The sequence below is a fragment of the Arthrobacter sp. NPDC056886 genome (assembly GCF_042788715.1).
GTDB lineage: Bacteria > Actinomycetota > Actinomycetes > Actinomycetales > Micrococcaceae > Arthrobacter.
In genome coordinates this window covers 260595-275668 of sequence record NZ_JBHUBT010000001.1, presented here as the reverse complement: position 1 = coordinate 275668, position 15074 = coordinate 260595, and the positions used below count along the sequence as shown (strand labels likewise).

The window sequence follows — 15074 nt, the reverse complement described above, 5'->3', positions numbered from 1 at the left end:
GGCCGCCACCCTTCGACGTCGCTACTTGACGTCGGCCTCGGTGTAGTAGCCGGAGTCGACGAGTTCCTTCTTGTAGTTCTCGTCCGTGATGATGACGGACTTGAGCAGGTAGGCGGGGACCACCTTGACCTTGTTGTTGTAGGTCTTGGTGTCGTTGACCTCGGGCTCCTGGCCCTTCATGAGGGCGTCGACCATCTTCACGGCCTGGGCTCCCAGCTGGCGGGTGTCCTTGAAGATCGTGGAGTACTGCTCTCCGGCGATGATGGACTTCACCGAACCCTTTTCGGCGTCCTGGCCGGTAACCACCGGCAGGCTGCCCTTGGCGTAGCCTCCGGTGCTGGTCAGGGCCGAGATGATGCCGATGGAGAGGCCGTCATACGGGGAGAGAACGCCGTTGAGCTTGGTACCGGAGCTGTATGCGGCGGTGAGGATGTCCTCCATGCGCTTCTGGGCCACGGGGGCCTGCCAGCGCAGGATGGCGGCCTGCTCAAACTTGGTCTGGCCGCTGGGAACCTTCAGGGTCCCGGCATCCAGGTACGGCTTGAGGGTGTCCATGGCGCCGGTCCAGAAGAAGTTGGCGTTGTTGTCATCCGGGCTGCCGGCGAAGAGCTCCACATTGAACGGGCCCTTGCCTTCGACTTTGTTGCCGCTTGCGTCAACGAGGCCCAGGCCGGTCAGCAGCGAAGTGGCCTGCTGGACGCCTACGGTGTAGTTGTCGAAAGTGGTGTAGAAGTCGACGTTCGGCGTGCCGTTGATGAGCCGGTCGTAGGCGATGACCTTGACGTTTTGTTCCTTCGCCTTGGCAAGGACGTCGGTCAGCGTGGTGCCGTCGATGGCCGCGACGATCAGGGCTTTGGCGCCCTTGGTGAGCATGTTCTCGATCTGCGCCACCTGCGTGGGGATGTCATCGTTGGCGTACTGCAGGTCGGCCTTGTAACCGAGCTTCGTCAAGGAGTCCGAGACGTTCTTGCCGTCGGCGATCCACCGTTCCGAGGTCTGCGTCGGCATCGAGATCCCGACGAGCGAGCCGGCGGCATCGGCGCTGGCGGCCGGGGCGGCCGTGCCGGGCCGGCTGCCGCAGCCGGTGGCCCCTACGGTCACAGCGAGGACAACCGCAACGGCGCCCAGGAGTTTCCTGATCTTCACAATTTTCTCCTTCCGCGGACCCACGGTCCGCGAAGTTGCTCCTGATCGCAGTCCTGCACGTCATTGTGCCCCTGCGGGGCGGTAACAGCGGGAGGAATGCGGAGGTCTGAATGGAACGGGGATTCAGCCTGCAAGGGAACTGCCGGCCGATTGTTATCGCTAACAATATGGTCAAAGATAGCTTCTCGAAACATGTGAGTCAACGCACATTGGCCCTTTGATCTGCGTCGGTTCGGCAGCGTGCCCTCACGCTGCAAAAATGCGCCAAGCCGCGCCGTGCGTGGCTCGGGGTTCAAGCCCCACGAGGTCCGTGCCGGCGTTGAAGGCATCTGGCGGGCAGCTCATCGGTTCGACGGCGAGCCCCCGCCGGTTGGGCAGCGGCGGTTCCGTGTCCCGGGTGGAGAGCGGCAGCAGCCGGTCCGGGTCACCTCAATCCCCGTGTCGGAGCCCTATTCGTCCCCGGTCACAGACCGCCGGCCAGTTTGTAGTAGGCGGCATTCCAGGCGAGCTCCTTCTTGAACCCTCGGATGGTGGTGTCCTCGTCAATGGTCAGCAGCTCGGTTTGGGCGATCTCGGCGAAGTCCTCGAAGACGTCCATGCCGACGGCGGTGCTCAGCACGGTGTGGTGGGCGGCCCCGGCCGTCAGCCAGGCGGCCGCTGAGGTGGCAAAGTCCGGCCGCGGCGACCAGAGGGCGCGGGCCACCGGCAGGTTGGGCAGGGGTTCGTCGAGCTCCACGACGTCGACGGCGTTGGCCACGAGGCGGAAGCGGTCGCGCATGTCGGACAGCGCCACCACGACCCCGGGGCCGGCGTCGGTGTCGAAGACCATGCGGACCGGGTCTTCCCTGCCGCCGATGCCGAGCGGGTGGATTTCCACGCGGGGTTTGGTGGCGGTCAGGGAGGGGCAGACCTCGAGCATGTGGGCGCCGAGAATCTTTTCCTGGCCCGGGGCGAGGTGGTAGGTGTAGTCCTCCATGAGCGAGGCGCCGCCGGGCAGTCCGGCGCCCATGACCTTGGCCGCCCGGACCAGGATGGCGGTCTTCCAGTCGCCCTCGGCGCCGAAGCCGTAGCCGTCGGCCATGAGCCGCTGCACGGCCATGCCCGGCAGCTGGCGCAGTGCGCCGAGGTCCTCGAAAGAGGTGGTGAAGGCGGCCGAGCCGTTTGCCTTGAGAAAGGATCGCAGCCCCAGTTCGATCCGGGCGCTGTAGCGCAGCGACTCGTGGCGGGCTCCGCCGGCGCGGAGTTCGGGGGCCACGTCGTAGAGCCGCTCGTATTCCGCAACAAGGGAGTCGACGTCGGCGTCCGGGGCGCCGTGCACTGCGTCGGCGAGTTCGTTGACGGACCACGTGTTGACCGAGACGCCGAAGCGCAGCTCGGCCTCGGTCTTGTCCCCTTCGGTGACGGCGACGTTGCGCATGTTGTCGCCGAAACGGGTGAGCTTCAGGGTCCGGACGGCCGCCCAGCCCGCGGAGGCGCGCTGCCAGGATCCCATCTGGCGGGACACCTCTGGGTTGGACACGTGGCCGACGACGGTTTTGCGCGGGATGCCGAGGCGGGACTGGATGTAGCCGAACTCACGGTCGCCGTGCGCGGCCTGGTTCAGGTTCATGAAGTCGAAGTCGATGTCCGCCCACGGCAGTTCGACGTTGGCTTGGGTGTGCAGGTGAAGGAGCGGCTTGCGGAGCAGGTCAAGGCCCTGGATCCACATCTTGGCCGGTGAGAAGGTGTGCATCCAGGCGGTCACGCCGATCACGGCGTCATCCGAGTTGGCTTCCAGGGCGGTGCGGCGGATGGCGTCCGAGTCCGTGAGCACAGGCTTCCAGACGATTTTCACCGGGACGTCGGCGGATGCGTTCAGGGCCTCTGCGATCTCCTGCGACTGGGCGGCGACCTGCTTGAGGACGTCCTCGCCGTAGAGGTGCTGGCTGCCGGTGAGGAACCAGACCTCGTACTGCTCAAGGGACGTGTTGTTCGCGTTGGACATGTTTTCTCCTGGGGAAGGTAGAGAGCGACGGCGGTTTCGCGGCCTAGCGGCCTGGTTGCTGGGCCTAGCGGCCTGGTTTTTGGGCCTAGCGGCCGTAGACGTTCTGGTAGCGGGCGTAGAGCGAGTCGATCTGGGCCGGGTCGATCGTCAGGGGCTCGCCGAGCTGACGCGAAATGTGGACGGTCCGCGCCACCTCCTCGCACATGACCGCGGCTTTCACCGCCGAGCGGGCGTCCTTGCCCACGGTGAAGGGCCCGTGGTTCTGCATGAGCACGGCCGGCGAGGTGGACTGGGCCAGGGTGTCCACGATGCCGCGGCCGATCGAGTCGTCCCCGATCAGCGCGAACGGGCCTACCGGGATCGTTCCCCCGAACTCGTCACCCATCATGGTCAGCACACAGGGGATCGGCTCTCCGCGGGCGGCCCAGGCCGTGGCGTAGGTCGAATGGGTGTGCACCACTCCCCCGACGTCGGGCATGTGGCGGTAGACGTAGGCGTGCGCCGCGGTGTCCGACGACGGCGTGAGGTCCGGGTTGGCCCACTCGACCGTAGCGTCGTCGGCCCCGGAGCTGAGCGAGCCCACGGGGGTGCCGTAGAGATCGGTGACCACCATGAGTTCCGGCGTCAGCTCGTCATAGGAGACGCCAGACGGTTTGATGACCATGAGGTCGTGGCCGGGGACGCGGGCGGAGACGTTTCCCGCCGTCCAGACCACGAGCTGGTAGCGCGTGAGTTCGGCGTGCAGCGAGCAGACCTCGCTGCGGAGCCGGGCGATGGATTCCAGCAGGGTGCTCATGCGGACACTCCGGCGGTGAAGAGAGGGCGGACGGCGTTGCGCTGGATGGCTTTGAGCCGGTGCATGACCTCGTTGGTTCCCCTGCCGAAGTAGTCATGGAGAGTCCGGTATTCCCGGAACAGTTTCTCGTAGGCGGCGACGTTCTCCGGGATCGGTGTGTAGACAGCGCCCGGCGCAGCGCCCATGGCGGCCGCGGCCTGCCGGATGTCCGGGTACTTTCCGGCCGCGACGGCGGCGTGGATGGCCGAACCCAGCGCCGGACCTTGGGTGGAGCCGATGGTGGAGAGCTGCAGTCCTGTGATGTCGGCGTAGATCTGCATGAGCAGCTTGTTCTTCAAGAGCCCACCGGCAACGATGAACTCCGTGACCGGGACACCCGAGTCGCGGAAGGCGTCCACGATGGTGCGCGTGCCGAAGGCCGTCGCCTCCAGGAGTGCCCGATAAGTGTCCTCGGGTTTCGTGGCAAGGGTCTGGCCAACGATGATGCCAGAGAGTTCGTGGTCCACCAGCACGGAGCGGTTGCCGGAGTGCCAGTCGAGCGCGATCAGGCCGTGCTGGCCGATCGCCTGGTTGGACGCGAGTTCGGTGAGATATTCGTGGATGCCCAGACCGGCGGCGGCCGCGGCCTGGTGGTATTCCGGCGGGACGCCGTACTTGGTGAACCAGCCGAAGATGTCGCCCACCCCGCTCTGTCCCGCCTCGTAACCCCAGAGCCCGTCCACAATGCCGCCGTCCACAACGCCGCACATGCCTGGCACTTCCCGAAGTTCGTCACCGTTCAGAACGTGGCAGGTAGAGGTTCCCATGATCGCCACGAGCTGGCCCGGGTCCACCGCTTTGGCGGCCGGTGCGGTGACGTGCGCGTCCACGTTGCCCACCGCGACGGCGATCCCCTCGGGCAGTCCAGTCCAGGCGGCGGCCTCGGCGGTGAGGCGGCCCGCGGCGTCGCCGAGCCGGCCGATGGTGTGTTCCAGCTTGGTGGACACGAAGTTTTTGAACTGCGGATTCAGGGCCGCCAGGAAGTCCTCGGACGGGTAGCGGCCGTCCTGGTAGATCCCCTTGTAGCCGGCCGTGCAGGCATTGCGGACGTAGTTGCCGCAGAGCTGCCAGACGATCCAATCGGCGGCTTCCACCCAGCGGTCCATGGCGGCGTAGCTTTCCGGGTCTTCCTCGAGCAGCTGCAGTCCTTTGGCGAATTCCCATTCGGAGGAGATCAGTCCGCCGTAGTGCGGGAGCCAGCTTTCGCCCCGTTCGGCGGCCAGCGCGTTGATCCGGTCCGCCTGCGGCTGCGCGGCGTGGTGGCGCCAGAGCTTCACATAGGCGTGCGGCCTGTCCGCAAAGTCGGGCAGTTCACTCAGTGGGGTGCCGTCGGCCTTGACCGGAACCATGGTGCAGGCCGTGAAGTCCGTGGCGATCCCCACGACGGCGGCCGGATCGATTCCGGCGTCGGCGATCGCCGCTGGCACCGCGTGGCGCAGGACTTGCCGGTAGTCGTCGGGCACCTGCAGTGCCCATTCGCCCGGAAGCCGGATGCCAGCGACGCCAGCCGTCTCTTCGGGGAGCTCTTCCGTGACCACGGAATGCGGGTAGTCGAAGACTCCGCTGCCCAGTTCCTTGCCGTCCCGAACCCGGACGACGACGGCCCGACCGGAAAGCGTGCCGTAGTCCACACCGATGACAAAGTTGTCGGTTCCGTCCACTGAGAAGTCCATCAAATCCTCCATTTGGTTCCGCAACATTGCGAACCCCCTTATTGTTAGCGCTAACAAACGCGCTGTCAAGAAGCCCGTTCACGCTTTTCCGGAAAGGATGGCTTTGGCTCTAGGAGAGCCGGGGGCGCGGCGCAGTGCTGGCGCGGACCACGAGCTCAGGCTTGACCACCAGGGCGCCGCTGCCGGCCTCGTCCTCGATTTGGGCGCGGATCAGGTCCATGCAGCGTTTTCCGAGCTCCTCGAAGTCCTGGCGCACGGTGGTTAGCGGCGGCATGAAGTAGGCGGATTCGGGCTGATCGTCGAAGCCGACCAGCGAGACATCTTCAGGCACGCGGATGCCCTTCTCGCCGAAGGCCCGAAGCAATCCGAGCGCCATCTGGTCGTTGCTGACGAAGACCGCCGTAGCGCTGCGCTGTTCTGCAAGCTGCTGCCCGATCCGGTACCCGCTGCCCGCGCTCCAATCCCCCTCGATCAGAAGGTCGTCAGGGAGGCCGGCTTCCTCCAGTTCCTCACGCCACCCGTCAACACGGGCTTTGCCGTCCACCCAGTCGAGCGGTCCGGAGACATGGCCGATCCGCTGGTGGCCAAGGCTGATGAGATGGGCCACTGCCAGCCTCGCCCCGAGCTTCTGGTCGACCATCGCGCCGCTCAGCCGCCCTTCTCCGGCACCGCCGACGACGATCACCGGGAGATCCAGGTTCAGGCCCTCGAGCACCTGAAGTGTCCCGTCGTGCGGCACGATGACAATCATTCCGTCCGCGCCCTGGTCCGTCAGGTGGCGCACGGCATCCGAAATGGCCTTCGCCCCGGCCCCCTTGATCGCGGCAATGCTAACAAAATATCCTGCTTCGCGGGCGGCCTGCTGGACCCCCAGCAGGGTATTCGCCGGGCCGTACTGCCCGAGCTCGGAGGCGAGCACACCGATGGTCTGCGTGCGCCGGGTCACCAAGCTCCTGGCTGCCGTGTTGCGCCTGTAGCCGAGTTCGGCAATCGCCGCCTCGACCCGCGACCTTGTTGCCATGCTGACATTCGGGTGGTTGTTGATCACCCGCGACACAGTCTGATGGGAAACCTTGGCCAGCGCTGCGACATCTTCGAGTCGCGGCTGCCGCCGGTCATTGCTGTTCCCCATTCGAGGCCCCTTTCGCTCCGATGCAGTCCGCCTGGTGAAAAAACTCTGAAATCAAACTATGAGAGGGCACCGGACACCGATCGTTTGCCCGCCCGGCGCCTGTTAGCGCTAACGATAGACCATTTCGCCCCTGCCGCCGGCAGAGAAACGGCGCCGGGAAACCGCAACTACATGCGGGGCAGTGACCTTACTGGGCCGCCGGGACGGCGGGCACCGGCACGCAACCGCAGGACGCCCGGAGGACCAGGTCCACGGGGAAGGTCCTGTTCCTGGTTGGTGAGCCGCTGTCGGAGTCGATGAGTGCCTCGACGGCGGCCTCGGCCATGGCCTGTACGGGCTGCGCGACCGTGCTCAGCGGAGGCCAGCTGTACTCCGCCTCGGCCGAGCCGTCGAAGGAGAACACAGCCAGGTCCTCGGGGACCCGCAGGCCGGCCTCATACACGGCGCGCAGGAGGCCGACGGCCTGCAGGTCGGAGCTGACAAACACGGCGGTGGGCGGGTCCGCGGCAGCGAGCAGCCGCTGCCCGGCCCGGTAGCCGCCCTGGCGGTCGAAGTCGCAGCGCACAATGGGTCCTTCCGGGAGGCCGGCGTCCGCCAGGCCCTGCTGCCACCCGATCTCGCGCGCATCGAGATCGTTGCCGGCGTTCATGCCCATGACCAGCGCGATGCTGCGGTGGCCGTGGCCCACCAGATGCTCAACGGCCCGCCGGGAGCCCTCGAGCAGCTCCACGCCGACCGAGTTGAAGCCCGGCACCTCGCTGCTGTGGTTGAGCAGCACGGCGGGGATCTCCGAGTGCTCAAGCTCGGTCAGATCGGGTTCGAACAGCACGCTGGAGAGGAAGACTCCGTCCACGCGGCGGCTCGCGAGGTTCCTGACCTGGCGGCGTTCGCTGGCCGCCGATCCGCCCGAGTTCGCCAGCAGCAGCGCGTAGCCGCGCGCCGCCGCGGCCTCCTCCACGGCACGGGCCAGGGTGGCGAAGAAGGGGTTGGTGGTGTCCGGGACCACCATGCCGAGCATCTCGCTGGAGCCCAGCTTCAGGGCCCTCGCCGCGGCGTTCGGCCGGTATCCCAAGGCACTGATGGCCTCGCGCACTTTCGCGGCCGTGACCGGGGAGACCCGCTTGGGGCCGCCGTTCACCACATAGCTGACGACGGCGGTACTGACACCGGCCAGCCGGGCCACGTCTTTGCGGGTGATCGTGGGCCTGGCGGGGGCTGGCGAATGTGGCACAGGGACCATGCTACCGCCGGAGTTCGCCGGCAAAGCCTTCCTCACTGGAGACTTGCGCGGGCAGCCGGGCGGGGGCGTCGCCGTGGTCCGGCACGGGCAACCGCTCCCCGCCGCGAAGGGCGGACTCGTGCGCCGCGATCCCTGGAAGCGTGTAGCGGGCGGCTTCCCAGGCGTTGACCGGCGGGAGCGTTCCGGTCTCGACGGCGGTGGCGAAGTCGTCCACCAGGAAGTGGTGGCTGCCCTCGTGCCCGTTGTGGAGTCCGCGGAACTCGGCGGGAAGCCGGCCGGCGTCGTGCACGGCGGCCATCCCGGAGCTGAAGGCGTCCCGCAGGGCCGGTGCGATGTCGGCCAGCGCCGGATCGTCGGCAGCGAGCGTGGTCCCGGTGTCCAGTTCGGCGCTGACATCGGTGACGGACTCTTTGTCCTGCCAGACACTGACCGTGGCCAGCTGCTCGAAGCTGGCTTCGGTGCCGAAGTACCGGAAGCGGCTTTCGCGCAGGTGGGAGGGGTATCCGACGCGGCGCATCTCGTTGATGCGCATGGACCCGCCGGTGGAGAGTTCGAACAGCGCGGTGGCATTGGAGAAGTCGTTGCCGAACATGCTGACGTCCTTGTCGAACACACCGTCGCCGCGCTCGTCGGGGACGCCGATGCAGCTGACGCTGACGGCATGGCCGCCGATCGCGCCCAGTACCCCGCCGGTGGAGTGGGTCGGGTACAGCATGGGCGGGTAGCTGGCGGTGCGCTTCCAGTCCTCCCCGCCGCTGTACTGGTAGGCCTCGTAAAAGCCAAGGTCCATGTCGTGCACATAGTCGCCCTCGGCATAGAAAATGCGGCCGAAGGCGCCTTCGGCCCTGCGCTTGCGGGCATACACCGTGGCGGGGTTGTAATAGCTGGTCTCGCCCATCATGTAGGTCAGGCCCGTCTCGCGGACGGCGTCAATGATCCGGGCGATCTCGTCCTCACTGATGGCCATCGGCACCGCCGAGTAGACGTGCTTGCCCGCCCGGAGCGCCTGCAGCACCAAAGGTCCGTGCGTCCAGCGCTGGGTGAAGATCGCCACGGCGTCCAGGCCGCCGTCGAGCATGGCCTCGAAGCTGGGATACGTGCCGGCCAGGCCGAGCCGCTCCCGGAGGGCCTCGGCCCGTTCCGGCAGGACATCGGTGACGTGGACTTCTGAAATGGCGGGGTGGGCGTCGAAGAGTTTGGCGAAGGCGCCTGCGAACTGGCCGGCGCCAACGATGCCTAGTGAGAACGTCATGCACGCAAGTTTCACACCAGTTTCTACTCGAGTCAATAGCAGATGATGAGCGGAAGTTTTCAGCCCGGAAACATGAACGAGACGGTTGCGCATTGGAAAGTTACTCGTGTAGATTCATCTCCCAGTTGTAATCCACGTCACAGCATCCACTTAACTGCGGAGGACCCACCAATGACCACCACAACTGCCCGCGGAGCCGTCCCGGCCCGCCAGGCGGCCGGCACAGGAACGGGAACGGGCAATGCTGCCCCCCGCCGCCGGCGCCGATCCCGCAGCGACCTGAGGGTCGCCCTCTTCTTCATCGCCCCGGCCCTGCTCGGCTTCGTTGCCTTCTACCTAGTGCCGAGCATCCGCGGCGTCTACCTCAGCTTCACCGAGTACAGCGTCCTGGGGGATCCCACCTGGATCGGCACTAAGAACTACACCGCGATCTTCGCGGACGATCTGTTCTGGAACGCCATGGCCGTGACGGTCCAGTACGTGGCACTGAACATCGGTTTCCAGACCGCCATCGCGCTCGGCCTTGCGTTGCTGATGCACAACGTGGCCAAGTCCACGCTGATCCGCGGCGCCCTGCTGCTGCCCTTCCTCGTGGCCAACGTGATCGTTGCGCTGTTGTGGTTCTGGATGCTCGACTACCAGCTCGGCATCGTCAACGAGGTCATCAACTGGCTGGGCCTGCCGCGCATCGCCTTCTTCGGCAGCGAGCAATGGGCCATCCCCACCATCGCCGGCGTCAACGTCTGGCGCCACATGGGATACACGGCCCTGCTGATCTTCGCCGGCCTGCAGTCCATCCCCAACCACGTGTACGAGGTCGCCTCGCTCGACGGCGCCTCCCCGACCCGGACCTTCTGGAGCATCACGATGCCGCTGCTGCGCCCCGTGCTGGTCCTGGTCCTGGTGGTCACCGTGATCGGCTCCTTCCAGGTCTTCGACACCGTGGCAGTGACCACGGGCGGCGGCCCCATCAACGCCTCCCGCGTCATCCAGATGTACATCTACCAGAAGGCCTTCGGTGAATCCGACTTCGGCTACGCCTCGGCCCTGTCCGTCATTCTCTTCGTCATTCTCGCTCTTGTGGCCTTCGTCCAGATGAAGTTCCTCAAGGGCAACGAATCGGATCTGGACTAAGGAACCCCAGCCATGACTACCTCCGCCCTTTCCCGCAAGAAGCCCGCCGCCACCGCTCCCGGTCCCAGGAAGCCGGTCAACTGGCGCCGCGTCGGCGCCTGGACCCTCGTCGCCGTCGCCGTCGTCGTGACGATCGCCCCGTTCCTCTGGATGCTCCGCACCGCACTGTCCAGCAACGCCTCCCTGGCCTCGAATGCCAGCAACCTGCTGCCGGCCGACTTCAGCCTCGGCGCCTTCAAGCGGGTCCTGGGGCTGCAGAGCCCCGAGGAGGCCATCGCCGAGGGCGGCTCCGGCGCCGCCATCAACTTCTGGCTGTACCTGCGGAACTCCGTCATCTTCGCCACCGTCACCACCGCCGGGCAGGTCTTCTTCAGCGCGATGGCCGCCTACGCCTTCTCCCGGCTTCGCTGGCCGGGCCGGAACGTCGTATTCGGCCTGTTCCTGGCCACCATGATGGTCCCGCCGATCTTCACCGCCCTGCCCAACTTCCTGATGATCAAGAACCTGGGCCTGCTCAACACCTTCGCCGGCCTGGCCCTGCCGTTCCTGTTCATGACCCCCTTCGCCATCTTCTTCCTGCGCCAGTTCTTCCTCTCCATGTCCCGCGAGGTGGAAGAGGCCGCCATGCTCGACGGCGCCAAGCACGTGCGGATCTTCTTCCAGATCGTGCTCCCGAACGCCGCGGCCCCGCTGGCCACCCTGGCGCTGCTGACCTTCATCGGCCAGTGGAACGAGTACTTCTGGCCGCTGCTGGTGGGCCAGGACGAGAACGTCCGCGTACTCACCGTGGGCCTGGGCGTCTTCAAGTCCCAGTCCCCGCAGGGGGCCCCCGACTGGTCCGGCCTCATGGCAGCAACACTGATCGCGGCCCTGCCCGTCCTCCTGCTCTTCATCGCCTTCGGCAAGCGGGTGGTCAACTCCATCGGCTTCTCCGGCATCAAGTAACCCCGACCCAACACGCACTCCCCCCAACAAGCGTTTCCCTCAATGAAGCACTTCCATGAAAGGTCCACCATGAAGAAGACCCTCGGCGCCGTCGCTGCCGCCGCAGCCATCGCCATCTCCCTCTCCGCCTGCGGCGGGTCCGCCCCGGCCTCCACCGAGGCCAAGGGCGAAATCAACTACTGGCTTTGGGACGCCAACCAGCTCCCGGCCTACCAGCAGTGCGCGGACGATTTCACCAAGGCCAACCCGGACATCAAGGTCAAGATCACCCAGCGCGGCTGGGACGACTACTGGACCACGCTGACCAACGGCTTCGTCGCAGGCACCGCCCCCGACGTCTTCACCAACCACCTTTCCAAGTACCCCGAGTACGCCGCGAAGAAGCAGCTGCTCTCCCTCGACGAGGCAGTGGCCAAGGACGGCATCAAGCTGGAGAGCTACACCAAGGGACTCCCCGAGCTCTGGGTGGGCCAGGACGGCAAGCGCTACGGACTGCCCAAGGACTGGGACACCGTGGGCCTCTTCTACAACACAGCCATGACGGACTCCGCGGGCCTGACCGCGGAGCAGATGGCCAACCTGGACTGGAACCCGCAGGACGGCGGCAGCTACGAGAAGGCAATCGCGCACCTGACCGTGGACAAGAACGGCGTGCGCGGCGACGAGGCACGTTTCGACAAGAACAACGTGGCCGTCTACGGCCTCGGCCTGGCCGGCAGCGGCTCCGGGCAGGGCCAGACCGAGTGGAGCTTCCTCAGCGCCACCACCGGCTGGAGCGCCACGGACAAGAACCCCTGGGGCACCAAGTTCAACTACGACGACCCCAAGTTCCAGGAAACCATCGCCTGGTGGGCCGGACTGACCGAGAAGGGCTACATGCCCAAGCTCGAAACCACCGTCGGCGCCAGCCTGGCGGACAACTTCGGCGCCGGCAAGGCAGCCATCAACACCACCGGTGACTGGCTGATCGGCCAGTACAAGAGCTACAAGGGCGTGAAGACCGCGTTCGCGCCCACCCCGAAGGGCCCCGAAGGCAAGCGCGCCAGCATGTTCAACGGCCTAGCCGACTCGGTCTGGGCCGGCACCAAGAACCCGGCCGCCTCGGTCAAGTGGGTCGAATACCTCGCCTCCACCGCCTGCCAGGACGTCGTAGCTTCCAAGGCCGTGGTGTTCCCGGCTCTCACCAGCTCCTCCGAGAAGGCAGCCGCGGCGTTCAAGGCCAAGGGCACCGACGTCTCCGCCTTCACCACCCACGTCAAGGAAGGAACCACGTTCCTGTTCCCGATCGCGGATAAGGCAGCCAAGGTGGACGGCATCATGAAGCCGGCCATGGACGCCGTCCTCTCCGGCAAGAAGCCTGCCAGCTCCCTCACCGAAGCCAACAACCAGGTCAACTCCCTGTTCAAGTAGGCCTCTGAAGCCACAGCCGCCGGCTACGGCGGCGCCCGGTGCGCGGGGTCCCCAGCCGGGGTCCCGCGCACCAGCACCCTGACTTCCGCACAACTGAAAGCGAATCCCATGCACCCCGTGCACCTGCGTTCTGCTGGCACCAGCCTCCTGCTGGCCTTCGATTCCGGCGAGGCCGAGATCGTCCACTGGGGCGCCGACCTCGGCGACCACCTGCCCGATCTGGCGCTCCTCCGCGGGCCCGTCCCCCACTCCGCCCTCGACGTCCCTGTCACCGCAGGGTTGCTCCCGCAGGCCTCCTCCGGCTGGGCCGGACGGCCGGGCCTTCGCGGGCACCGGAACGCCGACTGCGGCCCCGGCCAGGACTTTTCGCCGGCCCTGCGGGTGGTTTCCGCCCAGGTGCAGGACGGCGGCCGCGGGGTACTGATCATCCACCGGGATTCCGAGGCCGGACTGGACGTCAGCTCCGAGCTCACCCTCCATCCCGGCGGCCTCCTGGAGCTGGCGCACACGCTGACCAACAGCGGCGCGGCCGAGTACAGGCTCGAGGAACTGGCCACGGTGCTGCCGCTGCCGCGGGACGCCACCGAACTGCTCGACCTCACCGGACGCTGGTGCCGCGAAAACCACCCCCAGCGGCACGCCGTCCAGCAGGGAACCTGGGTCCGCACCGGCCGGCACGGCCGGACCGGCCACGATTCCTCGCTGCTGGTCGCGGCCGGGACCGCCGGCTTCTCCAACCGCCGGGGCCAGGTGTGGGCCACGCATTTCGGCTGGAGCGGCAACCACGAGCAGTACCTCGACAGCCTCACCGACGGCCGGCGCATGCTCGGCGCCGCGGAGCTGCTCGGCTCCGGTGAAGTGGTGCTCCACCCCGGCGGCAGTTACCGGACGCCGTCGCTCTTTGCCGCCTATTCCGGCCACGGCCTGGACGGCATTAGCGAGGCCTTCTACGACTGGTTCCGTGCCCGGCCGCAGCACGTGGACACCACATCCGGGCGGGTCCGCCCCGTGGTGCTCAACACCTGGGAGGCGGTCTACTTTGACCACAGCCTCGAACCCCTGCTGGAACTCGCCGAATCGGCGGCCCGGCTCGGCGTGGAACGCTTCGTCCTGGACGACGGCTGGTTCCGCGGCCGCCGCGACGATCACGCGGGCCTGGGCGACTGGTTCGTCGACGAGGGCCTGTGGCCCGGGGGCCTCACGCCGCTGATCGACGCAGTCACCGGGCACGGCATGGAGTTTGGCCTGTGGGTGGAGCCGGAGATGGTCAACCTGGACTCCGACGTCGCCCGCGAGCACCCGGAGTGGATCGTGGGCCCCTCGGCGCTTTCCTACAAGGACGGCGGCCGGCTCCCGCACCTCTGGCGCCACCAGCACGTCCTGGACCTCGCCAACCCGGAGGCCTGGCAGTACATTTACGGCCGCCTCGACGCCCTGCTGCGCGAAAACAACATCGCCTACCTCAAGTGGGACCAGAACCGGGACCTCACCGAGCACGGCCGCGGCGGCCGCCCGTCCGTCCACCAGCAGACGCTCGCGGCCTACCGGCTCTTTGACGCGCTCAAGGCAGCGCACCCGGATGTGGAGATCGAAAGCTGCTCTTCCGGCGGGGCACGGGTGGACCTCGGCATCCTGCAGCGCACGGACCGCGTGTGGGCCTCGGACTGCAACGACGCCCTGGAACGCCAGACCATCCAGCGCTGGACCCAGGCCATCCTGCCGCCTGAGCTGGTCGGCGCGCATATCGGCCCCACCACTTCGCACACCACGGCCCGCACGCACGACATCTCCTTCCGCGCCATCACCGCACTCTTTGGCCACTTCGGTATGGAGTGGGACATCCGCGCGGCCACGGACCAGGAGCGGGCCACGCTGCGCCGCGTGATTGGACTGTACAAGCGCCACCGCGCATTGATCCACTCCGGCAAGCGGGTCAACGCGGACACCGCCGAGCCCACCTTGAGTGTCCACGGTGTGGTTGCGCACGACGCCGGCGAGGCGCTGTTCGCTGCCGTGTCCCTGGCGTCGGCCCCGGCCGAGGTCCCCGGACTGGTCTCGCTACCGGGCCTTGACCCGACCCGGAACTACCGCGTCCGGGCCGAGCTGCCCGCCCCCCTCGACGGCGACTACGCGCACACCTTCACCCAAGTCCAGCCGCCCGCCTGGCTAGAAGACGGGGCCGTCGCCACCGGGGCCTTCCTCCAGCACGTCGGCCTGCCCCTGCCGGTCCTGAACCCGGAGCACGCCCTGCTCCTGCACGTCCAGGCCCTCTGACCGCCCGGTCTCCACCCCTGAAGGAACCCCATGACCAGCATCATCAACC

The 15074-nt window shown here is 67.1% G+C and carries 11 protein-coding genes and 1 pseudogene; 4 read left to right on the top strand and 8 right to left on the bottom strand.

Annotated features, from left to right (window positions below; genetic code table 11):
* Positions 1 to 21: 21 nt before the first annotated feature.
* The 8 genes and pseudogenes from chvE to ACFRJ8_RS01290 all read right to left on the bottom strand — a co-directional run bounded on the left by chvE (position 22) and on the right by ACFRJ8_RS01290 (position 9262).
* On the bottom strand, positions 22 to 1146 hold the full coding sequence (chvE, locus tag ACFRJ8_RS01325; protein ID WP_377984345.1) for a multiple monosaccharide ABC transporter substrate-binding protein: 1125 nt from the start codon (positions 1144 to 1146) through the stop codon (positions 22 to 24).
* A 246-nt stretch (positions 1147 to 1392) separates the two neighbouring features.
* A pseudogene (locus tag ACFRJ8_RS01320) lies at positions 1393 to 1557 on the bottom strand (galactose mutarotase); the annotation flags it as partial.
* Between the two features lie 52 nt (positions 1558 to 1609).
* Positions 1610 to 3130: an L-arabinose isomerase gene (gene araA / locus ACFRJ8_RS01315; RefSeq protein ID WP_377984344.1), complete on the bottom strand. Its 1521-nt coding sequence runs from the start codon at positions 3128 to 3130 to the stop codon at positions 1610 to 1612.
* 85 nt (positions 3131 to 3215) lie between these two features.
* Positions 3216 to 3926: an L-ribulose-5-phosphate 4-epimerase gene (locus ACFRJ8_RS01310; protein ID WP_377984343.1), complete on the bottom strand. Its 711-nt coding sequence runs from the start codon at positions 3924 to 3926 to the stop codon at positions 3216 to 3218.
* Positions 3923 to 5638: a ribulokinase gene (gene araB, locus ACFRJ8_RS01305; protein ID WP_377984342.1), complete on the bottom strand. Its 1716-nt coding sequence runs from the start codon at positions 5636 to 5638 to the stop codon at positions 3923 to 3925. The genes ACFRJ8_RS01310 and araB overlap by 4 nt, the downstream gene beginning before the upstream one ends.
* Before the next feature lie 109 nt (positions 5639 to 5747).
* Positions 5748 to 6770 carry a LacI family DNA-binding transcriptional regulator gene (locus tag ACFRJ8_RS01300; protein ID WP_377984341.1) on the bottom strand — a complete coding sequence of 341 codons (1023 nt, stop codon included), beginning with the start codon at positions 6768 to 6770 and terminating at the stop codon, positions 5748 to 5750.
* Between the two features lie 187 nt (positions 6771 to 6957).
* Positions 6958 to 8010, bottom strand: coding sequence for a LacI family DNA-binding transcriptional regulator (locus ACFRJ8_RS01295; protein ID WP_377984340.1), 1053 nt, complete (start codon positions 8008 to 8010; stop codon positions 6958 to 6960).
* A 1-nt stretch (position 8011) separates the two neighbouring features.
* Positions 8012 to 9262 carry a Gfo/Idh/MocA family protein gene (locus ACFRJ8_RS01290; RefSeq protein ID WP_377984339.1) on the bottom strand — a complete coding sequence of 417 codons (1251 nt, stop codon included), beginning with the start codon at positions 9260 to 9262 and terminating at the stop codon, positions 8012 to 8014.
* 171 nt (positions 9263 to 9433) lie between these two features.
* Between ACFRJ8_RS01290 and ACFRJ8_RS01285 the strand changes: the two genes are divergently transcribed.
* The 4 genes from ACFRJ8_RS01285 to ACFRJ8_RS01270 all read left to right on the top strand — a co-directional run bounded on the left by ACFRJ8_RS01285 (position 9434) and on the right by ACFRJ8_RS01270 (position 15025).
* Complete coding sequence (locus ACFRJ8_RS01285; protein ID WP_377984338.1) at positions 9434 to 10396, top strand: carbohydrate ABC transporter permease; 963 nt, start codon at positions 9434 to 9436, stop codon at positions 10394 to 10396.
* Between the two features lie 12 nt (positions 10397 to 10408).
* The gene (locus ACFRJ8_RS01280; RefSeq protein WP_377984337.1) at positions 10409 to 11341 is read left to right on the top strand and encodes a carbohydrate ABC transporter permease; all 933 of its coding nucleotides are present in this window, start codon (positions 10409 to 10411) and stop codon (positions 11339 to 11341) included.
* Positions 11342 to 11410: 69 nt separating this feature from the next.
* Positions 11411 to 12751, top strand: a complete 1341-nt coding sequence (locus ACFRJ8_RS01275) for an ABC transporter substrate-binding protein (protein ID WP_377984336.1) — start codon at positions 11411 to 11413, stop codon at positions 12749 to 12751.
* 108 nt (positions 12752 to 12859) lie between these two features.
* Positions 12860 to 15025 (top strand): alpha-galactosidase, encoded by a 2166-nt coding sequence (locus tag ACFRJ8_RS01270; protein ID WP_377984335.1) that lies wholly within the window; start codon positions 12860 to 12862, stop codon positions 15023 to 15025.
* Positions 15026 to 15074: the final 49 nt, after the last annotated feature.